The sequence below is a fragment of the Clostridium sp. UBA1652 genome (assembly GCF_002320975.1).
In the GTDB taxonomy this organism is placed as follows: domain Bacteria; phylum Bacillota; class Clostridia; order Clostridiales; family Clostridiaceae; genus Clostridium_T; species Clostridium_T intestinale.
This window is the reverse complement of the sequence record NZ_DCLI01000071.1, coordinates 1-26,301: the sequence shown is the minus strand read 5'-3', so window position 1 is coordinate 26,301 and position 26,301 is coordinate 1. Positions and strand designations below refer to the sequence as shown.

Annotated in this window: 18 protein-coding genes and 1 CRISPR repeat array; of the genes, 14 read left to right on the top strand and 4 right to left on the bottom strand. The window is 28.7% G+C overall.

Features of this window, described 5'->3' with window-relative positions; genetic code table 11:
* Positions 1 to 376: 376 nt before the first annotated feature.
* Genes B3N22_RS14530 through B3N22_RS14515 form a run of 4 tightly spaced genes read left to right on the top strand, consistent with a single transcriptional unit; the run spans position 377 to position 6,761 of the window.
* Positions 377 to 1,777 (top strand): Wadjet anti-phage system protein JetA family protein, encoded by a 1,401-nt coding sequence (locus tag B3N22_RS14530; protein ID WP_286908264.1) that lies wholly within the window; start codon positions 377 to 379, stop codon positions 1,775 to 1,777.
* The gene (locus B3N22_RS14525) at positions 1,774 to 2,382 is read left to right on the top strand and encodes a DUF4194 domain-containing protein (RefSeq protein WP_238906104.1); all 609 of its coding nucleotides are present in this window, start codon (positions 1,774 to 1,776) and stop codon (positions 2,380 to 2,382) included. The genes B3N22_RS14530 and B3N22_RS14525 overlap by 4 nt, the downstream gene beginning before the upstream one ends.
* Positions 2,360 to 5,593 carry an ATP-binding protein gene (locus tag B3N22_RS14520; RefSeq protein ID WP_286908261.1) on the top strand — a complete coding sequence of 1,078 codons (3,234 nt, stop codon included), beginning with the start codon at positions 2,360 to 2,362 and terminating at the stop codon, positions 5,591 to 5,593. The genes B3N22_RS14525 and B3N22_RS14520 overlap by 23 nt, the downstream gene beginning before the upstream one ends.
* Positions 5,580 to 6,761 carry a Wadjet anti-phage system protein JetD domain-containing protein gene (locus B3N22_RS14515; protein ID WP_286908259.1) on the top strand — a complete coding sequence of 394 codons (1,182 nt, stop codon included), beginning with the start codon at positions 5,580 to 5,582 and terminating at the stop codon, positions 6,759 to 6,761. The genes B3N22_RS14520 and B3N22_RS14515 overlap by 14 nt, the downstream gene beginning before the upstream one ends.
* A gap of 52 nt (positions 6,762 to 6,813) precedes the next feature.
* Here B3N22_RS14515 and B3N22_RS14510 read toward each other — a convergent pair whose 3' ends face one another.
* The 4 genes from B3N22_RS14510 to B3N22_RS14495 form a co-directional block, all read right to left on the bottom strand.
* Entirely contained in the window at positions 6,814 to 7,032 is a 219-nt protein-coding gene (locus tag B3N22_RS14510) for a DUF2922 domain-containing protein (RefSeq protein ID WP_286908256.1), read from the bottom strand.
* A 40-nt stretch (positions 7,033 to 7,072) separates the two neighbouring features.
* Positions 7,073 to 7,297, bottom strand: coding sequence for a DUF1659 domain-containing protein (locus B3N22_RS14505; protein ID WP_286908254.1), 225 nt, complete (start codon positions 7,295 to 7,297; stop codon positions 7,073 to 7,075).
* Between the two features lie 108 nt (positions 7,298 to 7,405).
* The gene (locus B3N22_RS14500) at positions 7,406 to 7,594 is read right to left on the bottom strand and encodes a YvrJ family protein (protein ID WP_073016756.1); all 189 of its coding nucleotides are present in this window, start codon (positions 7,592 to 7,594) and stop codon (positions 7,406 to 7,408) included.
* A 52-nt stretch (positions 7,595 to 7,646) separates the two neighbouring features.
* Positions 7,647 to 8,069 (bottom strand): hypothetical protein, encoded by a 423-nt coding sequence (locus B3N22_RS14495; RefSeq protein WP_286908252.1) that lies wholly within the window; start codon positions 8,067 to 8,069, stop codon positions 7,647 to 7,649.
* A gap of 437 nt (positions 8,070 to 8,506) precedes the next feature.
* Between B3N22_RS14495 and B3N22_RS14490 the strand changes: the two genes are divergently transcribed.
* The 10 genes from B3N22_RS14490 (at position 8,507) to cas2 (ending at position 24,304) form a co-directional block, all read left to right on the top strand.
* The gene (locus tag B3N22_RS14490; RefSeq protein WP_286908250.1) at positions 8,507 to 8,746 is read left to right on the top strand and encodes a hypothetical protein; all 240 of its coding nucleotides are present in this window, start codon (positions 8,507 to 8,509) and stop codon (positions 8,744 to 8,746) included.
* A 317-nt stretch (positions 8,747 to 9,063) separates the two neighbouring features.
* Complete coding sequence (locus B3N22_RS14485; protein WP_286908247.1) at positions 9,064 to 9,660, top strand: DUF1819 family protein; 597 nt, start codon at positions 9,064 to 9,066, stop codon at positions 9,658 to 9,660.
* Positions 9,661 to 9,681: 21 nt separating this feature from the next.
* Positions 9,682 to 10,266 (top strand): DUF1788 domain-containing protein, encoded by a 585-nt coding sequence (locus B3N22_RS14480; RefSeq protein WP_286908244.1) that lies wholly within the window; start codon positions 9,682 to 9,684, stop codon positions 10,264 to 10,266.
* Between the two features lie 16 nt (positions 10,267 to 10,282).
* Positions 10,283 to 13,936 carry a BREX system P-loop protein BrxC gene (gene brxC, locus B3N22_RS14475; RefSeq protein ID WP_286908242.1) on the top strand — a complete coding sequence of 1,218 codons (3,654 nt, stop codon included), beginning with the start codon at positions 10,283 to 10,285 and terminating at the stop codon, positions 13,934 to 13,936.
* A gap of 62 nt (positions 13,937 to 13,998) precedes the next feature.
* Positions 13,999 to 17,700, top strand: a complete 3,702-nt coding sequence (gene pglX, locus B3N22_RS14470; RefSeq protein WP_286908239.1) for a BREX-1 system adenine-specific DNA-methyltransferase PglX — start codon at positions 13,999 to 14,001, stop codon at positions 17,698 to 17,700.
* Between the two features lie 39 nt (positions 17,701 to 17,739).
* Entirely contained in the window at positions 17,740 to 18,996 is a 1,257-nt protein-coding gene (locus tag B3N22_RS14465) for an AAA family ATPase (protein ID WP_286908237.1), read from the top strand.
* A 16-nt stretch (positions 18,997 to 19,012) separates the two neighbouring features.
* A complete protein-coding gene (locus B3N22_RS14460; protein WP_286908235.1) occupies positions 19,013 to 19,678 on the top strand; it encodes an HNH endonuclease in 666 nt (221 codons plus the stop codon).
* A gap of 224 nt (positions 19,679 to 19,902) precedes the next feature.
* Positions 19,903 to 23,085, top strand: coding sequence for a type II CRISPR RNA-guided endonuclease Cas9 (gene cas9, locus B3N22_RS14455; RefSeq protein WP_286908233.1), 3,183 nt, complete (start codon positions 19,903 to 19,905; stop codon positions 23,083 to 23,085).
* 3 nt (positions 23,086 to 23,088) lie between these two features.
* Positions 23,089 to 23,988: a type II CRISPR-associated endonuclease Cas1 gene (cas1, locus tag B3N22_RS14450; protein ID WP_286908230.1), complete on the top strand. Its 900-nt coding sequence runs from the start codon at positions 23,089 to 23,091 to the stop codon at positions 23,986 to 23,988.
* A complete protein-coding gene (gene cas2, locus B3N22_RS14445; RefSeq protein WP_286908227.1) occupies positions 23,981 to 24,304 on the top strand; it encodes a CRISPR-associated endonuclease Cas2 in 324 nt (107 codons plus the stop codon). The genes cas1 and cas2 overlap by 8 nt, the downstream gene beginning before the upstream one ends.
* Before the next feature lie 51 nt (positions 24,305 to 24,355).
* Positions 24,356 to 26,236: a CRISPR direct-repeat array (repeat unit 36 nt; unit sequence ATTATAGCATATCGAGAATTTAGTAGGAACTATAAC).
* Positions 26,237 to 26,301: the final 65 nt, after the last annotated feature.

The following is a 26,301-nucleotide window of genomic DNA, read 5'->3' as shown; positions in this document are numbered from 1 at the left end:
TCTAATGAAGGCTGGGGAACGACTTCTACAGAGTAAATGTGTTTAACTTTTTAAACATTTTTCTTTTTAAATATTTAAATGTTTAACTTTTTAAGTATTTAACTTTTTATTAAACATAATCTTAAAAAAATGATTCTAATGAAGCTGTGGAAGAAGGAATCTAATGAAGGCTAAGGAAGAACAGGATTCTGACGAGACTTGAGATGCAGTCTCTACAGATAAGAAGTGCGCCTTCTATAGGGCAGAAGTGCGTATCTACAGCCATTTTTATTTTTGCAACGAATCCTAATATCTCATCTATTATTTCCTGTTTTGTAAAACTTGATTATAATGGTAAAATGTACTTAATAAATTATTTAGGAGAAAAGAGAGACTTATGAAGGATATTGATATATTTAGTAGCGTACCTGAAAATTATTTTATTCCTTTAAGTAGCCCAAATAAGAAGATTTATATTAAGATTATATCTTTACTTTATGAGTTAGTTGAAAGTGGTTTGTCTTATGGGGCTGATAAGGATGTTTTTGTTTCAGAGATAGAGGACTATTTTAGTTTTGAAAATGTAGATATTGATTTAGATGATAATGAAATGGCAAGTAGTAATAGGGATAAGGCTAATTTGTTTATTAGAAAGCTTGAGGAGTATAAGTGGATATATACTGAGACTACGAATGATTATAAGAAGATTATTAATTTTCATGATTATTCTATTACTATTATTGAAGCTTTAATTAAGATTATTAAAAAAGATAGGCTTGAGTATCAAGGTAATATTATTACAATATATACCTTGTTAAATAATATAGAAAAAAATAATGCAGGGGTTATTATTAAGCAGGTCCATGAGAATACAAGAGGGATTATGAGTGCCCTTAAGACTCTTAATGCTAATATCAAGAAGTATATGGATAACATCACAAAAAAGATGTCACCTGAGGAGATACTAGAGGAGCTTTTTGGTAATTATACTCAAGAGGTTTTGGATAAGGCTTACCACAGACTTAAGACTTCTGAGAATGTTTCTAGATATAGGCCAAAGATTGTTGAGAAATTAAAGGAGCTTTTAGCTAGTAATGAATTTATTATGGAAGCTACTTTATTTTATAAAGAACAAGGTGATAATTCAGAAGAGGAAGCTAAAGAAGAGGTGTGTACCGTTATTGCTAACGTAATTAATGCTTTTGACGATATTGATGATATTATTTCTGAAATAGATTCAAAGAATTCTAAATATATAAGAGCAGCTGTTACTAGAGCTAAGTTTTTGCTTAATAATTCTAAAGATACGGTTGGACTTCTTAAGAGTATTTTAGAATATACTTGTGACCAATATAAACAGCTTGAACTTAATTTATCCTCTGATTATTTAGAGGAATTAAATGATTTATTTACTATTTATTCTTATGGATATTATGATGAAACTTCTCTTTATACAAGAATTGAAGGAAATAAAGAATTTAAACCAGGTAGTATTGAAGTTAGTGAAATATCACTAATGGAAAGGGAAAAGAAACTTAAGGAGTTTAAAGAAAGTCAAGCTAAAAGATATTCACCAAAGAAGATAAATGAAATTGTAAGTGAACTTTTAGGTGATAAGGATAAGATTAATGCTAGTGACATAGAAATTAGTTCCATTGATGATTATATTAGGCTTATTTATGTAAGACTTTATAGTAATAATTATTTTACTACATATAAGCTTAAAAGAAAAAATAATATTGTGGAAAAGAATGGCTATACATATAGGGATTTTGAAATTTGGAGGAGGAAAAAGTGAGATATCAGGAATTAAACATTAGAGAAAAAGAAGATTTTAAAAGAGTTTGTAATTACTTATTAAGTCATTCTTTGCTTACAAGACATAAGGAAAATAATAAGAAAGACTATTATTTTGTTGAGAATAACATCTTAGCTATTAATGAGTATTTTGAAATATTAGGTTTTGAGGTTGAACTTAATAGAAATTTAAAGTCAGCTCAACTTATTAATAAATTTGGGCGTAATAAATTACAGTTTGTTTTGTTTGAGAGTATTACTTTATTAATCCTTAGAATTTTGTACCAAGAAAAGATGCAGGATCTTTCTTTAAGTGAACATGTTGTAATTGAAGTTGAAGAATTACAAAATAAGTTTATAGCATTAGGCTTTAAGGATAGACTTATGGACAAAACTAGTTTAAAGGGAACTTTAGGTAAATTTAAGAGGTTTAATATTATAGAGACTTTAGATAGAGATGTAACTTTGGGAGACTCTAGGGTTATTATTTACCCAACAATTCAAATGCTTGTTAGAAGTGAAAATATAGATATTATATATGAAAAACTTCAAAGCTATAAGTCAAAAGGGGGTGATGATGATTATGAAGAAGATGACAGGGATTAGACTTATAAATTGGCATGCATTTCAAAATGAAACTATTAAAATATATAATTCTGTTTTATTATCTGGAGAAAATGGAGCAGGAAAATCTACTGTTTTAGATGCTATACAATATGTTTTAACTTGTTCAAAAAGTAACTTTAATAAGGCCGCAAATGAATCTGGAAAAAGGGATCTAGAGGGTTATGTTCGTTATAAGACAGGTAAAGAGGATAGGGCTTTTGAGAGGAGCGGGAATGTAACTTCACATGTGGCTTTAGAGTTTTATGAGGAGAAGAGAAAAGAATATTTTATTATTGGAACGGTTATTGATTCAGCTTCAGAAACATCATCTAAGTCATTATTTTATAGAATTGAAGGGGAAAAACTAGAAGATATTGAATTCATAAAGGGTGATAATATACCTAGGGATATTAATGATTTTAAAGTTTATGGAAAGAGCTTAAAAATTCAAAGCTTTAATCAACCAAGCCAAGCTAGAGATGATTTTAGAAATAGACTAGGTAATTATAATAACAAGTTTTTTGAATTATTGCCTAAGGCCCTTGCTTTTAAGCCACTAGGCAATGTTAAGGAATTTGTATATTCTTATATACTTGATGAAAAGGAAGTTAATATTGAAAATTTAAGACAAAATATTAGAACCTATAGGGAATTTGAGGAACTGCTAGAAGAGATAAAGCTTAAGGTATCTAGATTAAAGGATATAAAAGCCATATACGAAGAATATGAAAAACATAAAAAGAATATAAAACTACAAGGCTACATAATATCAAGAGGTGAAGAAGAACAACTTATTAATCAGCTTGAATATTTAAAAAATGATATTGAAAAAAATGAGCTTAAGCTAAAAATGCTAATAGCTGAAAAAACTAATGAAGAAAATTTAAAAAAACATAAAGAAGATTTAAAAACAGATTTAAATGTAGAGCTAAAATCTAATGGAGATTATCAAGCTGTAAAAAGTATTGATAGCAAGATATATAACCTTAAGGAAAAGTTAAAAGAAGAGGATAAAATTTTAGTTAACTTTAAATCTTTAGTGAAAGATCAAAAAGAGCTATTTAAGACTCTCTCAAGAAAATATGATGAGTATTATACTGAATTTATTGAAGCACTAAATGTTTTGAATTATGAAAATTCAGAGGAGTTTTGCTTTAAAGCCCTAAAAGCTGAGGAATATATATCAAAAAGGAAGGATTATATATCAGTAAATAAAGGCAGATTAACAAATAAAATAGATGAGATAAATAGAGATTTAAGTGAAAGCAAAAATAAAATTGAGGAGTTAAAAAAGCGAAATTTACAGTATCCTTCAGAAATAAAATACTTAAAAGAGGTAATCATTGAAGAAAGTAAAAAAGATGGAAGGGTAATTATCCCTAAGATTTTATGTGAAGTTATTGAAATTACTGATCCTAAGTGGACAGATGCTATTGAGGGATATTTAAATACTCAGAGATTTTATTTTATAGTTGAAAGTAATGAGTTTGATAGAGCTTTAAAGATTTATGAGCGTTATAGAAAGCAAAAAAATATTTATAATGCTGGAATAATTAATACAGCAGGTCTTGATAAATATGATAGCTGTGATGAAAGTTCTTTAGCCAATGTTGTTACATCTAAAAGTAGGGATGCTAAGAGATTTATTAATAGTATTTTAGCAAAAGTTATAAGATGTGATAATGTTGAGAGTTTAAAAAATTATAGATCTTCAATTACAGCTACTTGTATGGTATATAAAAATCATGTGGCAAGAGCCCTTGACCCTAGAATTTATAAAACTCCATATATAGGAGCAGAGGCTTATAAGATTCAACTAGAACAAGAAGAAAAGAAATTTGAAGCTTTAAAAGATGAATTTAATGACATAAATGATAAAATAAAGGTCATGGATGGGGAAAACAATATACTGTCAGCAATAAGAGTTGGCACCCTAATTGAAAAGCAAGAAATATTAGCTAAGGTTAATAATAGTAAAAATCAGTTAAAAGAGTTTGAAGAGCAAAAAAAGCAGCTTGAGAAAAATTCTAGCTACATTGATATTCAGCTTAAACTGCAAAGTATTGAGGATGAAATTGAAGAATGTAGAATTAAGATAAAGAAAATAGATGATAAAGAAATAGCTTGTAGAACTGCCTATGGAATAAGTGAAAATGAGATAAAAAGAGTAACCTATAGTCTTAAACTTAAGAAGGAAGAAGTAGATAATATATCTACTGAAATAGGTGAACTTAAAGAAGAGGGAGAAAATAAATTCCAAAAGGCAAAGAGCAAAAGATCCTATGAAGAAATTATAACTAACTTTAATAAGGCTAAAGTTGGTGTAATAAATAACGCTAAAAATACTGAGAAAAACCTTGAAGATAATATGAGAATTTACAATAATACCTATAACTTTGGAGCAGAAGTTGGAGTAGGTGGAATAAACACCTTTATAGTAGCTTTAGATGAATTAGAAAAAAGTAAGGTTATAGAATATGAGGAAAAGGTTAAGGCTGCTAAAAGTGGGGCAGAAGAAGAATTTAAGTATCACTTTATTGCAAAATTAAAAGAGAATATTGAAAAGGCAAGGTCAGAAATTAAAGAGTTAAATAGAGGATTAAAAGGAATTTATTTTGGAAAAGAAGCCTATGAATTTATTGGAGGTAAAAGCAAGGAGTTAAACAAATATCATGATATGGTTATGCATGAAGAAAATATTGCGGAAGGGTTTAATCTTTTCACAGACATGTATCAATCAGAGTATAAAGAACTTCTAGATGAATTATTTGAGAAACTTACCTTAGATGATAGTAATAGTGAATTAGAACTTAGAAAGTTCACAGATTATAGAAACTATATGGATTATGATATTAGAATTAACCATAGCGATGGAACCCATTCTTTATTTTCAAAGGTTAGTAAGGAGAAAAGTGGAGGTGAAACACAAACACCTTTTTATGTGGTTATTGCAGCTTCCTTCCTTCAGTTATACAAATCATCATTAAAGGAAAGTATTGGACTAATTCTATTTGATGAGGCCTTTGATAAAATGGATGATGTAAGGATAGTTGCTATGATGGAGTTCTTTAAAAAGTTAGACTTACAAGTTATAATTGGAGCGCCGCCACAAAAGATTGAGGCAATAGCGCCATATGTAAATACAACTCTTTTAGCTATGAAACTTGATAAATTTAGCATAATTGAGGAGCATAAACATGAGGGATTATAAGAAGGTTATTTTAAATAAATTATTAGATAAATACGAAAATAGCCAAGGGTACAAAGGGGAAGTAGCTAAAGCTAGAAAAGTATATTTTCAGTTTAATGAAAAAAATATTATAGACTATTATGATGAATTAGATGCAAGCAAAAAGAGAGATATTGATATTTCATGTAAGCAACTTGAGGAGAAGCAGATTATAAAAATTCATTGGGGGAAAGGCTTCAATAATCATAATATAATTAAACTTGAGCTTAATGAAAATATTATTGAGGAAGTATACAAAATACTTAATAGAAAAGAAAAAAAGAGTAAAGAAGAGAAGCTAAAAGAAATGCTTGAACCCTTTAGAACAAAGGAAAATTGTTTAGGATACTTTTCAAGGTTTATTTTTGATATGCTAGAAAATAATAAATCAATAAAGAAATATTTAGACCTAGATAATTTAAAAGAATGTAAAGATATAATAATTGGGATAGAAAAAGTCTTAAATCAAAAAGAAGAGATTTTTAGAAGAAGCTTCTCTATAAAGCTATATGGTGATTCCAAAAGATATGAAGCTTTAGAAAATAAAATTTTAAGAATAATAGGAGACTTCTCAAAAGAATGGAACATAGAGGAATATAATATATTAAAGAACTATACCTATGTTTATTTCAAGGGAGATATTAAGCTAAAAATGAAAAGATCAACAATAAATGCCTTAGATTTTAAAGGTGGATTTGCTATAAGTTCAAAGGATATAGATGAAATAGAGGCAATAGAAGTCAATTCAAGTGAGTTAATAACAATAGAAAATTTAACATCTTTTAATAATTATAATGAAAAAAATTCAGTTATCTATTTGGGCGGATATCATAATAGTGTAAGGCAGAAACTTTTAACTAAGATATATGAAACTAACGGGGATGTGACCTATTATCATTGCGGAGATATAGATGTTGGAGGCTTTAAAATACTAAATCATTTAAAAAGAAAAACCTCCATACCTTTTCTGCCTTTAAATATGGATATAAGAACATTAGAGAAAAATATTTCATATGCAAAAGAGTTAACTACCAATGATAAAAAAGAACTTGAAAAAATGATTAATGATGAAATGTATAGTGAGTATAAAGAGATTTTATCATTTATACTTAATAAAAATAGAAAATTAGAACAGGAAATTGTATTTTAAAAATAAGAGAGCTCAGCTTAAAAAACTGAACTCTCTTTTATAATAGATTAAATTACTGTAAGTCAAACTTAGTAACTTCTCTTTGAGTTAACTGAGCTGAATACTTAGAGGCTAATGATCCATTCTTAGTTAAGAAAACATCTTTAGCTATAATAGTATCCATTAAGGTAGATACCTGAGCTTGAGTTATGTCACTCTTAACTCCAGACACTGTCATGGAAACCTTGTCCCCAGTTTCAGTAACAAAAGTCATTGATAATGAATATTCCATAAATTCATCTCCTTTCCATAATTAAATCTTTGCTTAAAACTTAAGCATTAGCAATTTTTGATGTTTCATTTAAAAAGTAATCTCGAGCAGGATTACTTAAAACACCTTTGATGGCTTCAGCTACATCAAACACATTTTCAGGTAAAGCATCAATCTTAATACCTGAGAAGTTTTTCTTTCTATAAATAACTTCGCCAGATCCATTAACACCATTCTCCACTTCAATAGCAAGAGAAGTAGAACTTAATACCTTACTAATAGCCATACATCACACCTCCTTTCATCATACCACGCAGTGGTTCATAAAATCCTTTTAACTGCTTCATAGTATAAATACACCGATTCTCATGAGAATAACTACTTATACATTTTTTTAAGCAATTTTATCATCATTTCCATTATCTATAACAACGCCAAGCTTAGTAGAAATAATTGTATTTAGCTTGTTTATAGATGATGTTAAGCCTGCTATGTTTTTCTCAAGTCTAATTAATAAATAGGCACTAATAGCAACGGGAAAACCCACATTTCCTATTAGAGTCACAAGATCATTAATTTCCATAGAAAATCACCTCCAATTAAGTAATACACCTTTTTACATTATAATTATCCTCTTAGGAGTATAATTTATTAAAATCATTTTCTTTAGTAATAAAATCATAATAATGATTTATAGCTTCATCTAAAATACTGCTTAAATAGGCGTTAATATCAGGATGCATGGCTTTAAGTTCATTAAGCTTCCTAACAGTGGATTTTCTAAAGGTGTAAGTGCGTTTAATATCAAAATATTCATTGTTAATAGGAGGGATAATTCCATTAGCACAGGGCTTACCTACACGATTATCAACTAAATTTATTTCAGCTGCTAAAGAAGGGTTTGAGTTAAAGGTTACTGGTTCAGTAGAAGTGTTTGTAAAAGAGAAACTTGATACAGGTGTTCCAGAGATAACATCACTAAATCCATTTTCTTCAACGTAATCTTCAAATCCTAAATCAATTATATTTTCATTTTTCCTAGAAGTTTTTTTTACCATAATAACATCTCCTATTTTATAGAATATATCTAAAGAAGATATACACCTAAATACTGTACAAGATTCTTCTCAAGCTTCATAAAATCATTCACCTAAATACTGTAGAGGCTTCTTCTCAAGCCTTATTAAATCCTTTGAGGCTAAATACTGTAGAGGCTTGATAGGTGAGAATCATTTAGTTAATGAATTCAATGAATCTAAAGAAATATCTACTGCGTAGATATTTCTACAGAACATAGGTGAAATGAATTTAATGAAATACTGCGTATTTCTACAGAACATAGGTGAAATGAATTTAATGCAATCACTTCGTGATATGCTACAGCAGAGTGGTGAAATGAATCTAATGAAATTTCTCCAAAGTCGAAATTTCTACAGGTCAGTAGTGTATTTCTTTTTTGTCTAATATTAATTAGAGAAAAAGGAGAGGTGTCTATATGATAAAAGATAAAATTATAATTTCAAACCACAATAGCCAGAGCTTTGATAAAATGCAGTTAGCTTTAGCTATTAAGAATTCTACCTACGAGGATAATTTAAGTTGTTCTTTGCTTCATAATGGAGTGATTAGAGATTGTAGTTTATGTAATCTCAAAAGTATATGTGATGGAATTGAGGAGCTAGCCAAGGATTATTATGATAGTACTACTGAAGTTGTTGGGAGCTTTAAGTTTTAAGATTTATGAAGTTAAGATATTGAATTTTTGAGATTTTATCGTTAAACTACAAAATATTAAAAAATGCCGAATTAAAAATGTTGATAAAAGTAAAGACTACCGGGTGTAGTCTTTATTTTTGTGTAAGGATAATTAAATATACACTCAGTTAAAAGTAAACGGATTTGATGTGGCTACTTATGTAGCACACTACAGGATTAGGGATAAAATGAATTTAATGAAACACTTCGTATTTCTACAGGGTAGTGGTATATATCTTTTCTCATATAGATGTTATAATATCTAATAGAAAGTGGACCATGGAGGAGAATATTTCAATGGAATATAAATCTACAATTAAATCAAGACCATATTTATATAAAGAAACTAAAAAGGCTTCAAGTCTTATAAATGCAGGGATTAGGGTTGATGAAATAAAATCAAAATCATTAGAAGATAATATTTTTCAATTTGAAAGTGAAGCTAGAAAGAAGGAAGTTGCATCAATAGTAATCGCTAGATTAAAGTCACTTGATGAACAGATTATTTATAGTATTGAAAATACTAATATAGAAACATCGAAGATTTTAGTCTTATACTCAATATTAAAAACAGATAGGTTATTTTTTGAGTTTATAAATGAGGTTTATAAGGAAAAGATCCTATTAAAGGATCTAATTATAAGGGATAAAGATTTTGGAGTGTTTTTTCAAAATAAGAGAGAACAAAGTGAGAAGGTTGCATCATGGTCAGAGTATACTTTCAAGAAACTTAAACAGGTTTACATAAGAATTCTTTTTGAAAGCGGTCTTATAGCCAATCAAAAGGGTGAGAGAAAAATTAAAATTCCTATAATTGAAGGGGAAGTAAAGGACTACTTATATAGTATTGGAGATAGTGTGTATATAAATGCCATACTTGGAATAGTAGAGTAGTTTTTGACGGTGGTGAACATAGTGAAAGACATATATAAAAGGTTAGATGAAATATTACCTAAAATAGTAGAGCCAGATTTTAGAAAAAACAAAGGATTAGGAAATGAAATAGGATTTTATGTGTTTGATTATAACCCAGAAGAAGAGTTATTAGTTAGAGACAGAATTAAATTTATAAAAGAAAAAGTTAAGTCAGCCTATGGTTTAAATATTGTTGAATTTGATTTATATGAAATAATAATAGAAACGTTAAGTAACTTTGGATACTTAGAGCGTTGTTTTAAAATGGAGGAAGGTAAGGGTAGTGAGCATGTTCTTTTAAAAGCAATAAAAACATCTTTAAGGATTACTGAAGATGACGATTTGTTTTTAGAATATATTAGTTCAAGGCTTGAGGATGCAGATATAGTGTTTTTAAGTGGTGTAGGTAAAGCATGGCCTATTATTCGATCACATACAATATTAAATAATCTTCATAGAATTGTTGAAAAACAACCATTGGTTATGTTTTTTCCAGGTACATATGATGGAGGAACACTTATGTTATTTAATAAATTAAAGGATGATAACTATTATAGAGCATTTAACTTAGTAGATAAATATTAAAGGGTGGGGGAGCTATATGGATATTAAATTGAAATCAATGTTTTATAAGCCTATTGATAGAGATATTAAAGGGGTAATTAAAGTAGGTCAAGATGATGATGAAAATATAAAACAAGAACTAGAAGAGTATGTGATAACAAGTGAGTTAAATAAGCATATAGATAGATTTTTTGAAAGTTATAAAAGTGGTATTATAGGAAATACAGACAAAAATGGAGTTTGGATATCAGGTTTCTTTGGAAGTGGTAAGTCACATTTCTTAAAGATACTTTCTTATCTATTAAATAATAAAAATATTGATGGTAAAAATGCAATTAGTTATTTTGATGATAAGGGGTTAGATAGCTTTATATTAGCTAATATGAAGCAAGCGGGCGATATTTCAAGTGATGTAATTCTTTTTAATATAGATTCTAAGTCAGATTCTAAAAGTAAGTTAAATAAAGATGCGATAGTTAACGTATTTAATAAAGTTTTTAATGAAATGCAAGGGTTTTGCGGTACTATGCCATGGCTTGCAGATTTAGAAGGACAAATGCTTAAAGAGGGTGTTTATGAAGAATTTAAGAGTAAATTCAAAGAAATTAGTGGTGGAGAGTGGGAAAAGTCCAGATCTAATTTTTACTTTGAAGAAGATGCAATAGTAGAAGCATTATCAGAAACTACTAGGATGAGTATTGAGGCGGCTCGAAATTGGTATAACAAGGCTGAAAATAACTACTCATTAAGTATCGATGAGTTTGCATCTAAAGTAAGGGAGTATTGCGATTCAAAGGGAAAGAATCATCATGTAGTATTTTTAGTTGATGAAATTGGACAGTACATAGGAGATAACACTCAACTTATGCTAAATCTTCAAACAGTAGTTGAAGATTTAGGGACTAAATGCCAAGGTAGATGTTGGGTTGTAGTAACATCTCAAGAAGGACTAGATGAATTTACAAAGGTTAAGGGAAATGACTTTTCTAAAATTCAAGGAAGATTTAATACAAGATTATCTCTATCTTCAGCAAATGTGGATGAGGTTATTAAAAAGCGTATACTTAGAAAAACAGAAGGATCTACAAGCTATTTAAAGGCATTATATGAGCAAAAGGAGTCCATAATAAAGAATCTTTTAATATTCACTTCAGATACAGCTGAAATGAAATTATATAAAAATAGTGAAGATTTTGCTGAGTCATATCCATTTATTCCGTATCAATTTAATTTGCTTCAAGCAGCATTTAATGGAGTAAGAGAACATGGAGCTTCTGGAAAAAGCTTATCTAAAGGGGAAAGAAGTCTTTTAGGAGCATATCAGCAGGTAGCCATAGAATATATGCACAATAATTCTAATATACTGATTCCATTTTCGGCGTTTTATAAAACGATAGAAGCATTCTTAGATTCATCAATAAGATCTGTAATCATAAATGCAGAGAAAAATGATAAATTAAATGAATTTGATGTCGAGGTTTTAAAATTACTATTTTTGGTGAAATATGTTAAAGAGATGAAGGCTAATATTAATAATCTATCCACCTTATTGGTTGATAGCATAGATGTATCACATAGAGAATTGATGTTTAAAGTTCAAGAGTCTTTAAAGAACTTAATAAAAGAAACATTGGTACAGGAGAATGGAGAAGAATATATTTTTCTTACTAATGATGAGCAAGATATCAATAAAGAAATAAAAAATATGAACGTAGATACTGGAGAAATTATACAAAAAGTTGGAGAAATTATTTTTGATGATATATATAAAGATAGTAAGTATAATTACTCTAAAAAATATATGTTTTCATTTAATAAGATAGTTGATGATAGAACAAGAGGCCCTCAAAATAATGAAATAGGCATTAGAATAACAACTGCTAACTTCGATTTGATAAATGGAGGAGGAACCTCTCAAAGTGAATTAAAGAGAGTTTCTATTAGAGAAAATAATGTTGTGGTTAATATCTCTAAATATGTAAATTATCTAGATGAAATCGAAAATGTATTAAAGATAGATTCCTACTTAAGGTTAAAGGGAGGATCAAAATCAACCAATACAATAGAGGATATAAAAACTAAGAAAAGTCGAGAAAGAGAAGAAAGGCTAAAGAGAGCAAAACTATTAATAGAAGAAGCCATAAGAACTTCAGAGATTTATGTGAATGGAAGTCTTTTAGATATAAAAGAAAAAGATCCAATAAATAAAATAAATGAGGGATTAAAGACCTTAATAGATTCTAAATATAATAAATTAAATTATATAAAAGAATTTAAAGAAACGTCTAAAGACCTATTTGATATTATGGATGTTAGATTAAATCAAATGTCCCTAGTTGATAGTGAACCCAATAGATTAGCTATAGATGAAGTGAAGACACATATAGAAATAAGTACATCAAGAAACCTTCAAGTTACTGTTAAAAGTGTTATAAATAAATTTTCTAATGCGCCTTATGGATGGAAAGAAATTGATATTCAAGGAGTTATAGTATCATTATTCAAAAAACAGGATATAAAGGTTGTTTTAAATAATGAAATATTAACGCCTAATAATAGAGAAGTAGTTAATTATGTTACAAAGAGAGATTATATAGATAGAGTTATTTTAAAAAACAGAGAAAAAGTTCCAACAAAGTATATAGACGCACTAAAAGACTTAAACAAGGATTTGTTTGGATTTTCTTCACTTCCTAGTGATGAGGATGGAATGATGAGTATATTCATAGAGCATTGCAAATCAGAACTACACAAAATTGAGCTAATGTTAAGTAGCTTTAGTATAACAAGCAGATACCCAGGTGAGGATATATTAAAAGAAGGGAGGAAACTATTCAAAGATGCAATTGATATTAATGACACATTAGAATTCTTTAAGAAGGTATATGATTTAGAGGAGGACTTCTTGGATTATGTAGATAACATAGATAATATAAAAGGATTTTTCTTTAAAAAACAAAATGGAGTTATTGAAACTAACTCTAAAGGTGAGCAAAGAGTTATATTTGACAATGCTATAGATAAACTTAAAAACTATGAGGAGAATAAGGAATATATAGTAAATGATGAAATTAAAAATATAGTTGAAGAAATTAAATCTATTTTGAGAATGAAAGAACCATATGCAAAGATACCAACTGTTCCATTATTAGTAGAAAAGTATAATAATAAAATATTATCACTACTAGAAGAAGAAAGCATACCTGTGCTTGGATTTATAGAAACTTGTAAGAAGGAAGTTATAGAAACTTTAGAATGTTATGAATTTAAAAGCAAGCTTATAAATCAAATAATTGAGGAGTTTAATAGCTTAATCAATAGAACAGAACAGGCTAATAGTTTTGCAGTTCTTTCTTCAATGTCAGAGCTTTCAGATAAGCTGAAATTAAAGTGGATTAAAGAGATAGTTGCAGAGGATGAAAGACAAAAGAGAGTAAAAGCTAAAGAAATAGAAACAGCAAACAGAGTTTTAGAAACTCGTTCTTTAGAGGGAAGTAATGGAGAATATAGAGCACTACCTATTAATCCTGAGCCAGAAGTAGTAATAAAAACTAAAACCTTAAGTATGAGAGAATTAGTTAAAGGGCAAAAAGTTATTAAGAATACTACTGACATAAATGAAGTTGTAGAAGCTTTAAGAAAGAATTTAGAAGAGGAACTAGAAAAAGACACAATCATTAGTTTGGTATAAAAAAGCTAATAAATAGAGTTTATTAAAAATATTGAATAAATATAGTACAGGGGAATTTATTTATGGATAAAAATAAAATAAAATCTTTTGCTGTTTGGGCAAGAAGAAGCTTAATAGCTTCTGTTAGTGATAAAGCAAATAGAATTGGTATATATGAAGATAGGATTGATAAAGCAATTGAGGTACAAGGAGGCTTTAAGTTAGAAGGAAAAGAAGATATTTTTCCTATATCAAAAAGTCATAGAGATGTACTAGAAAATCAAGTTAGAGAAAAAGGCTTTATGCAAGTAATGGAAGAGGTAGCTTATACTTGGTTCAACAGATTTATGGGTCTTAGATACATGGAAGTTAATGATTATCTACCATCAGGAATTAGAATACTTTCATCAGAAATTGAAGAGAAAAAAGAGCCAGATGTATTATCAAAAGTATCTGAAATAATAGATGAACTGGGATTAGATGGGAATGAAATCTATGATCTTTTAGATACAGGAGACACCTTAGATAGAGAAAAGGCATATAGAACTATTTTAGTTAAACAATGTAATGAATTAGGTAAAATAATACCACAAATGTTTGAAAAGATAAGTGATTATACAGAACTCTTATTACCTGACAATCTTTTAGAAGATGGTTCAGTTATAAGAAAAATGGTAGAAGATATAGAAGAGGCGGATTGGAAGGAAGAAGTAGAAATAATAGGCTGGATGTATCAATACTATATTTCAGAAAAGAAGGATGAAGTATTTGCAGCCTTAAAGAATAATGTGAAAATAACAAAAGAAAATATCCCAGCAGCTACTCAGCTATTTACACCTAAGTGGATAGTTAAGTATATGGTAGAAAACTCACTGGGAAGACTATGGCTTGAAGGACATCCAAATGAGCAGCTTCAAAAAGAGTGGAAATATTACCTTGAAGAAGCTGAGCAAGAACCAGAAGTTAAGGAAGAATTAAAGAAGATAAGAGAAGAACACAGTAAATTAAAACCAGAAGATATAAAGGTACTAGACCCATGTATGGGATCTGGCCATATACTGGTTTATGCCTTTGATGTACTTTATGAAATATATAAAATAGCAGGGTATTCAGAGAGAGAAATCCCAAGACTTATACTACAGAATAATCTATATGGTTTAGATATAGATGATAGAGCAGCGCAACTCTCGTCATTTGCTTTAATAATGAAGGCAAGACATTATAATAGAAGATTATTTAGAGAAATAGAAAAAGAAAATTTAGAATTAAATGTATGCTCAATACAAGAAAGTAACAGTATTCACAAAGAAGCAATAGATTATTTTTGCAGTCTGGAAACTGGATTAGATAATGATGATTTAGAAAATGATCTAGAATATTTATGGTCAATATTTATGGATGCTAAGGAGTATGGTTCTATACTTGAAGTAGAGGAAGTAAACTTTGAAGCATTAAAACAAAGATTAAAAGAAATAGAAAATGACGATAACCTAATGTTTGGTGATTATAGAAATATGCTTTTAGATAAACTTCCTATGCTAATTAAGCAGGGGGAGATAATGAGTATGTTGTATGAGGTTTGTGTTACAAATCCACCTTATATGGGAAACAGTGGAATGAATGCAAAACTTTCAGAGTATATAAAAAAGTTTTATAAAGATAGCAAATTTGATTTGTTTGCTATTATTATTGAAAGATGTGGTAAAATGCTCATAAGTCATGGGTTTCAAACAATGATAACTCAACATTCATGGATGTTTTTATCAAGTTACGAAAACTTAAGAAAAAAGATTATGTGTAAGGATATAGTTAATATGACTCACCTTGGATCAAGAGCATTTGAAGAAATTGGCGGAGAAGTAGTGCAAACAACATCTTTTGTACTGAGAAATAGTGATTTAGGTAGATATAAGGGTATCTATGCAAGATTGATTGATTATAGCAGTCAACAAGAAAAAGAAAAAAAATATTTGAAATGCCTTGAGAATAGAAAAAATAATATTAATTCTAATGACTTATATTTTGCAATTAAAATTAATTTTTCTAAAATAGCAGGAAGGCCTATAGCATATTGGGCAAGTGATAATATTATTGATATATTTAGTAGAGAAAAATCATTAGAAGAATTTGCTCAACCAAGACAAGGTATGGCAACTTCTGACAATAGTAGGTTTTTAAGATCATGGTGGGAAATTAGAAGTGAAAAAATAGGATTTAATATTAAAAGTACTGATGAAGCAATTAATTGTAAAAAGAAATGGTTTCCGTACAATAAAGGTGGAGAGTTTAGAAAGTGGTATGGAAATAATGAATTTCTTATTAATTGGGAAAGTGATGGAGAAGAAGTTAAATTATATGCTGCAAAGTTATATAAAAGTTATACGAGAACAATAAAAAACATTCCATATTACTTCAAAGAAGGAATAACCTATACTTTTATTAGTTCATCAAGTTTTGGTGTTAGATATTCTAGTTCAGGATTCATATTTGATGTAGCAGGATCAACTATTTTTCCAGAAAGTAAAGATTTTAAATACTTATTAGCATTTTTATGTTCCAAATTATCTTATGAGTTTTTAAAAATGCAGAATCCAACGTTAAATTTCCAAGTGGGGAATATAAAGAAGTTACCACTAATAGTAGAACAAAACGAATTTATAAACCAATTAACAGATAGTAACATTATTATTTCGAAAAAAGAATGGGATTCTTTCGAAACCTCCTGGGACTTCAAAACACATCCACTACTAAAACTATTAGATAAAGCTGAACAACATAAATTAAGTTCTATCTTTACTAGGTGGGAAACAGAATGCCAAGAAGCTTTCCAGCAGTTAAAGGCTAATGAAGAAGAATTAAATAGAATATTTATTGACATCTATGGACTACAAGATGAATTAACTCCAGAAGTTGAGGATAAGGATATAACTATTAGAAAAGCAGATAGGGAACGAGATATTAAGAGTTTAATTTCTTATGCTGTAGGATGTATGTTTGGGAGATACTCTATTGATGCAGAAGGACTAATATTTGCAGATGGAGAATGGTTAGATAAGTGGAGAATTGAAAATGGAGAGTTTAGAGTTAGAAAGATGGAAAAAGATGAAGAGGGTAATATATTAGAGGATACTTGGGTGGAGCCTAGATTTGTACCTGATTTAGATAATGTTCTTCCTATAACAGAGGATGAGTATTTTGAAGATGACATAGTTTCACGATTTATTAATTTTGTAAAAGTTGAGTATGGAAACGATACTTTAGAAGAAAATTTAGATTTTATTTCAGATTCTATAGGTAGAAAGCCTTCTGAGACAGCTAGACAGGCAATACGAAGATATTTTATTAAAGATTTCTATAAGGATCATTTAAAGATCTACCAAAAGAGACCTATTTACTGGATGTTCGATTCAGGTAAAAATGATGGATTTAAGGCTTTAGTTTATATGCATAGATATAATGAGCAAACAATTGCAAAGGTTAGAACTGATTATCTTCATACTCTGCAAAGAAAATATGAAGCAGAAATAAATAGACTTGAGTTAGTTGTTGATTCAGAAGAATATACTGCAAAAGATAGAGCTACTGCTAAGAAGAAGATTGATAGAATATCTAAACAGATAGAAGAATGTAGAGAGTATGATCAGGTAGTTGGTTATTTAGCTAATGAAAAGATAGCTATCGATTTAGATGATGGTGTTAAGGTTAATTATGCTAAGTTTCAAGATATTAAGATGATTAATACTAAAGGTAAAGAAATTAAAATGAGTTTGCTTTCTAAAATATAGAATAATGTTTAATTATAGAATAAAGTATGGAGGTTAACAATGAAAACTTATATTGAGGAAATTAATATAATTAAATTAAGACATTTAGAAAATATCCATATAGATATATCTAGTAATAGGAGTAAAAATCATCTAATACTAACAGGAAAAAATGGAGCAGGAAAAACCACAGTACTTAAAAGTATAAAAAAGTACTTAAAATCAATAGAAGATAATATGTACTATCCAATAAATATAGATTATAAAAAGAGTATAGAATATTATAAAAACAGAATAAATGAGATAGATCAGGGTTTAAATATAAATAAAGAAAATCCATTTGAAAAACAGCAGTTACAAGATAATATGAAGTCTCTTCAAGATACTATTAATTCATATGAGAATGGATTAAATATAGGAATTAGCAATGATTTTGAGGTTGGTTCTAAATATAAAAACGGAGAGTTTATTTTAGCATACTTTGATGCCAATAGGGACTCAAAGGTTATAGTCCCAAACTCAGTAAATAGAATAGAACTACAAAATAATTATTCTATTGATGCTGATATTGATACTAAATTTTTAGATTATTTGGTATACCTTAAAACTCAACAATCTTTTGCTAGAAATGAGAATGATTTAAATACTGTTAATTCTATAGGTGCTTGGTTTGATAATCTTGAAGAAGCCCTAAAGAATTTATTTGAAGATACTTCTATAAAATTAAAATTTGACTACAGGAATTTAGATTTTAAAATTCAACAAGATGGTAGAGAAGATTATGGATTAAATGAATTATCAGATGGTTTTTCAGCTGTATTAGATATAGTAATGAATCTTATATTAAGAATGGAAAAAGACAGGGAAGGATTGTCTTATGATAAAGAAGGCATTGTTTTAATAGATGAACTGGAGACACATTTGCATATTGGGCTTCAAAAAAAGATACTACCTTTCTTAGTAAGTTTTTTTCCTAATATTCAATTTATAGTTACAACACATTCGCCATTTGTTATTAGCTCAATAGATAACGCTGTTATTTTTGATTTAGAAAAGAAAATAAAACTAGAGGATTTAAGTGCTTATTCTTATGATGGCATAGTTGAAGGGTATTTTAATATAGATAAATACTCAACAGAAGCAAAAGAAAAGTTATTTAGATATAAAGAACTAGTAAATAAAATTGATAAAAATGAAGAAGAAGAAAGTGAAGAGTTTGAATTAAGGAATTATCTAAAGGGAATTCCAGAGACTCTTGCAAGCGAAATAGTGTATGAATTTAAAAATATAGAATTATCAAAACTTAAGAAAAGATAGACAGGGGGCAGAGGTTATGATTAGAGTAGAAAGAAAACCAGTGCCAAGTGATCTAGCAAAACTAGTAAAGGATACAAAGAATTATAGACATCAAGTTGTTGTAGAAAAAATAAAAGAAAACTTTAATAATAAGTGTTATTTATGTGAAATAAAAGAAAGTACATCAATTAATATAGAACATTTTATTCCACATAGGGGAGATGAAAATCTAAAGTATAAATGGAGCAATCTATATTTTGCTTGTTCTCATTGTAACGGGATAAAAGGTCATAGATATGATAATATATTAGACCCGTTAAATGAGGATATAGAAAGCTATATTAATTGTAGAATGGATGCTGTTCCAATGGCAAAGGTTATTATTGAAGGAACTTCTCAGGATGAAAAGGTAATTAATACAGTAAATTTGTTGGATGAGATATTTAATAAATGTAGTGAATTAGCTGGTGTTAGAACTGAAGAAAGTAGGAACCTAAGAAATAAGCTATTAAAAGAGTTAAGAAGCTTTCAAAATTCCTTGTTTATTTATTATGATGGAGATGAACTAGAAGAAGATAGAGAAAAAGCTAAAAAAGAAATAAGAAAGCATTTAAGAAGTAAGTCTCAATTTACTGCTTTTAAAAGATGTTTAATAAGAGAAAAAGATGTCATATATGAAGAGTTTAAGGACGAGTTTATATAAGGGACATGTTGAATTTTATAAGACTATATAAATTTTAATCTGAATATGGTTAGTACATATTGACAGTTAAAGAATAAATATGTAAAATATTATTAGAAACTAAATAAACATTTATAGCATATCGAGAGTTTAGTTAGTTACTATAACAAGGCATTAAGCCGTAAAGTATCCCCTATGTTTATATTAGCATAGGGGTATCTTTTTATATAAAGGGGGAGTGATTAATGAGATACAGATTAGGTCTGGATATCGGCATTACATCTGTGGGTTGGTCAATAATTAATTTGGATGAGAATAGAATAGAAGATCTAGGGGTTAGAATTTTTAATGCTGCTGAAAATCCTAAAGATGGAGCTTCATTAGCAGCACCAAGAAGGGAAGCAAGAGGAAGAAGACGATTAGTTAGAAGAAAAGCTTATAGAGTTAATAGAGTTAAGGAAATGCTTGTAGATGAAAAAATCTTATCAAAAGATGAACTAGATAATTTATTTACAAATATAAATGTAGCATCGGTATGGGATGTTAGAGTTGAAGCTTTAGATAGAAGTGTTACTAATGAGGAATGGTCAAAGGTATTAATAAATTTTTGCAAAAGAAGAGGATTTAAATCAAATAGAAAAAATGAAGTAAATGATAAAGAGGCTGGAGTAATAATTACTAGTATTAAGAGTAATGAAGATAACATGAGAGCGGCAGGTTCAAGGACTATAGGTGAATATATTTATAATAAAGCTAAAAACTGTGATGATAGATATAAACCTCTACGTAATAAATCTGGACAGTACAATATGTGTATATCTAGAGGCTTGATACGTGAGGAAATTCATACATTATTTGAAAAGCAGCGTTCATTTAATAATGATTTTGCATCAGATGCAATAGAAGATTTATATTTAGAAATATTTGATTCTCAAAGACCTTTCTCAAAATTTGAAGACTTGGAAAAGATGGTTGGATTTTGTACTTTTGAGAAAGGTAAGTATAGACGAGCTCCTAAAAATAGTATTTCAGCAGAGGAATTTGTTTTATATGATAATCTAAATAAATTATCAATTATAAAAGATGGATCTAAAAGAAAATTAACAAAAGAAGAAAGAAATGTTGTAGTCAACGAAGCATATGCAAAAAAAGAAATTAAATATTCTAGATTAAGAACATTACTAGAATTAGATGAAAAAGAATTTTTTTCTACACTTACATATAATTTAAAAGAATCATATTTAAAAACTGAAAACTGTAAATTTGTTTCTCTTAAAGGGTATCATGAGATAAGAAAGGCAATAGAACATGGTATTAGTAAGGATTATTGGAAAGATAACATTAAAGAGAATAGAAAAATGCTTAATGATATTGCTTATGTGTTAACTTTAGGAAAAACAGATGATGATATTAGAGTACAGCTTAGAAAACGAGAAATCCCAAAGGAAATAATAGATGTGGTTATAGATATATCTTTTAGTAAGTTTGGGAATTTATCTATTGAAGCTATTGAAAGAATTCTTCCTTTTATGAAGGATGGTTATCAGTATAGCGATTCTTGTGAAAAGGCAGGGTATGATTTTAAAGCTATTTATCAAGGAGAAAAATCTTATAAGTTACCAGTAATAAAAATAGATGAAATTGTTAATCCTGTGGTGAATAGAGCATTAGCACAAACAAGAAAAGTAATAAATGCTGTTATTGATGATTATGGCTCACCAGTAGGCATAAATGTAGAGCTTGCAAGAGAACTATCTAAAAATTTTAAAGATAGAAAATCTATAGAAAAAGAACAAAAAGAAAATAGAGATAATAAAGAAAAAATTAAGCAGGAGATATCATCTCTAATGGGTAAAGAGCCTACTGGAACGGAAATTTTGAAATATAGATTATGGGAGCAGCAAAAAAGTGAATGTGTTTATTCCCAGGTTGGCATTAGTATAAATGATTTGTTTGATACAGGTATATGTGAGATAGATCATATTATTCCCTTTAGTAGATCATTTGATGATAGTTTAAATAACAAGGTTCTTGTATTGGCTAGAGAAAATCAGAACAAAAAGAATAGAATTCCTTATGAATATATTGGGGATGATGAGGAAAGATGGCATAGATTTGAGGTTTGGGTAACTAATAGCAGACTACCATATAAAAAGAAACAAAACTTATTAAAGAAAAAGTTCTCAGAAGAAGAGCAAAGGGATTGGAAAGCTAGAAACTTACAAGATACCAAATATATTTGTAAGTATATAGCTAATTACATTAATAACAGATTGATTTTTGCAGAAAGTGAATCAAAGCAAAAAGTCATTACTGTAAATGGTAGAGCTACTTCTTATTTAAGGGCTAAATGGGGTCTTATAAAGGTTAGAGAAGAAGGGGACAAACATCATGCTTTAGATGCTACAGTTGTTGCTGTAACCACACAAGGAATGGTAAATGAAATAGCTAAATACAGCAAAGCTAATGAGTTAAAGTATGTTAGACAAGGGGATGATTTTGTTGATATAGAAACTGGTGAAATAGTAAAACTTGCAGACTATAAGTACTTATTAAAAGATAAACTTCCTAGACCGTGGGAATATTTTAGCGAAGAATTAAAACTTAGATTAAGTGATAGTCCGATAGAGGAATTGAAGAAATGGCTGATAGCGACTTATGATCAAGAATTTATAGCAAGAAAAGTAAAACCTATATTTGTATCAAGAGTTCCTTTTAGAAAAATTGGCGGAAAACTATTTAAAGAAACTGTATACTCTAAAAAAGCATTTAAAGATAACTATTTTGTTACTAAGAAAAGACTTGATGATTTAAAGATCAGCGATATAGAGAATATACATGATTATCACTGTGATAAAAAACTGTATGAAGCTATAGAAGTTAAGTTGAGAGAATTTGGTGGAGACGGTAAAAAAGCTTTTAAAGAAGAATTTAGAAAACCAACTAAAAGCGGTAATTTAGGTCCAGTAGTAAAAAGTATTAAAGTTAAAACTAAGGTTCCTTTTAAGGATGGCATTGAACTTAATGAAGGTATAGTTGCAAAAAATAGAATAGCACGTATTGATATCTATTCAAAAGAGGGTAAATATTTTGTAGTACCAGTATACGTCCATCAAATAGCAAGTGGAATAATTCCTAAGAAAGCTGTTGTGGCAGCGAAATCAGAAAAAGACTGGATTAATATAGATGAAAGCTATGAGTTTGAATTTTATTTACACAAAAATGATTTAATTGAAATCAAGTATGGCAATAAAAAAGGATACTTTGGTTATTTTGATTCTTTTGATGTTGGAACTGGAGCATTGACGATTGAAGAGCATGATTCCTCTAAACAATATAGGGGGGTTGGTGTAAAAGTTGGGGTTACTAAATTTAATAAATACGATGTTACTGTGTTGGGAAAATTCTATAAGGTAAAAAGAGGTTAGCTTATGAGTTTTAGAAGTATAATTATATCAAATCCAGCAAAGTTAAATGTTAAGAATAATAATTTAACAATTACAAATGAAGATAAGTTTGAAATACCTATAGAAGATATATCTATTTTAGTTATTGAAAGTAACAGTGTTACTGTAACTAACAGATTATTGAGTAAGTTAGCTGATAATAGTGTGGCTACGATAATCTGCGACGAAAAGCATTTACCTAATTCAGTGGTATTACCACTAAATTCTCATCATAGATCCTATAAGGTACTAAAACAACAATTAAATCAAACAGCAGCTTTTAGTAAAAGAATTTGGCAAAGTATTATTAAGCAAAAGCTTATAAATCAAGGGAAATCTTTAGAGATTTTGAATCAAAATGGATATGAATTTTTATATAAACTTTCAGATGCAGTGGAAAGTGGAGATAAAGGAAATAGAGAAGCTATAGGAGCAAAGCACTATTTTAAATGTTTATTTAGTGATGACTTTACAAGAGATGATGATAATGGTTATAATGCTGCTTTAAATTATGGATATACAATTATAAGAAGTGCAGTAGCAAGAACTTTAGTTATGTATGGATTTAATACAACTTTGGGAGTTAACCATTGCAATGAGTTAAACTCCTTTAACCTTGCAGATGATTTTATGGAACCATTTAGACCTATAGTTGATATGTGGGCATCACAGAATATGAGTTATGACTGCTTATTATCAAGAGAAGATAGAGTAGCATTAGTTGATTTGGTAAACTGTGAATGCATAATAAATGGTCAAAATCATTCTGTACTAAATGCAATTGATAAAATGGTTTCTTCCTATACAACAGCAATTGGTAAAAAAGATTACAGGTTATTAAAATTACCAACAATTAAACCTTTAGAATATCATTATTATGAATAGAAATTTTATGAGATTAGTTGTATTTTTTGATTTACCGGTTGTGGAAAGAGTAGATAGGAAAGCATATCAAAATTTTAGAAGATTTTTACTAAATGATGGCTATGTAATGATTCAATTCTCTGTATATTCAAGAATAGTAAATGGAACAGAAGGAGCGCTTAAACATTTAAAAAGATTAAAAGAGAATTTGCCTAGCAAAGGTTCGGTAAGATCTTTACAAATCACAGAAAAACAATATTCAGAAATGAAGTTTTTAGTAGGTTCACCAAAAAAGCAAGAAGAAAAGATAAATTCATCCCAATTAAATGTTTTTTAAAAGGCAAAAACCCCTTGAAACATAGATGTTTCAAGGGGTTTCCTAGCTCATATTATAGCATATCGAGAATTTAGTAGGAACTATAACCCCTTAACAAAAAGATTGACTAACAATAAAATTATAGCATATCGAGAATTTAGTAGGAACTATAACTCTTGCATCTTAGGTGTTATAGAAATTTTAATTATAGCATATCGAGAATTTAGTAGGAACTATAACCCTATCATATATATATACGAACCTCTAATAATTATAGCATATCGAGAATTTAGTAGGAACTATAACCACAGAACTACGAACAATATTAGAATCAATATTATAGCATATCGAGAATTTAGTAGGAACTATAACTCGTATATTCGTTAATGGTACTTATAGTCTATTATAGCATATCGAGAATTTAGTAGGAACTATAACTCCTTTAAGGCTCTTTATCTAATTATTTTAATTATAGCATATCGAGAATTTAGTAGGAACTATAACCCCATCTACTTATAATGCTTCTAACCCTTAATTATAGCATATCGAGAATTTAGTAGGAACTATAACTTCTTATGTATTACATTAGCTTTTTCTGATATTATAGCATATCGAGAATTTAGTAGGAACTATAACTATAGAAGTAATTATTCTTTCCTGTATATTATTATAGCATATCGAGAATTTAGTAGGAACTATAACTGGAACCATATCGCATTTAATATGATATTTATTATAGCATATCGAGAATTTAGTAGGAACTATAACAGATGTATTTATAGATTCAGCAGACCAGGATTATAGCATATCGAGAATTTAGTAGGAACTATAACGCCCATACCTAAACTACTATTCTTTTCACCATTATAGCATATCGAGAATTTAGTAGGAACTATAACTATTAACGGAGCTATTACTGGACTTAATAAATTATAGCATATCGAGAATTTAGTAGGAACTATAACGTTTCTTCTTTAGTTAATTTTTGTTCCAGGATTATAGCATATCGAGAATTTAGTAGGAACTATAACTTATGCTGCTATACAAAGTGAACGTGGTCAATTATAGCATATCGAGAATTTAGTAGGAACTATAACACTTTTAACACTAAGTGCATCACTCTATTTATTATAGCATATCGAGAATTTAGTAGGAACTATAACTGCGATGTAGGCTTTAGCCGTCGCAAGAGCATTATAGCATATCGAGAATTTAGTAGGAACTATAACTTCAAATAATGTAACTATGTCTTTGTTTCCATTATAGCATATCGAGAATTTAGTAGGAACTATAACAGGATCTGCGACACAACCATCTGTAAAATATTATAGCATATCGAGAATTTAGTAGGAACTATAACAGTTTTATGTACGCTATTTCTAACACTTTTATTATAGCATATCGAGAATTTAGTAGGAACTATAACGTAGCTTTTGTAGCATAGAGATTTTCTATAATTATAGCATATCGAGAATTTAGTAGGAACTATAACCTCACCGATAAAATTAAGTCATTATTGAAGATTATAGCATATCGAGAATTTAGTAGGAACTATAACTTTTTCTGCGATATTAACATAACCTTTTATATTATAGCATATCGAGAATTTAGTAGGAACTATAACAACAAAATATGGAATATAAAAAGGATAGATATTATAGCATATCGAGAATTTAGTAGGAACTATAACTCTAGTTTTCATATTTATTACCTCCAACAAATTATAGCATATCGAGAATTTAGTAGGAACTATAACAGTTCTACAGGAACTATAGCTGAATCTATAATTATAGCATATCGAGAATTTAGTAGGAACTATAACATAGCTGCAATAATAACCTTTCTTGTAGTAATTATAGCATATCGAGAATTTAGTAGGAACTATAACTGCTAATGTTGATCAGACTATGTTTGGTGATTATAGCATATCGAGAATTTAGTAGGAACTATAACTACTATATCTTTATCTGACGCTTTGACGTAATTATAGCATATCGAGAATTTAGTAGGAACTATAA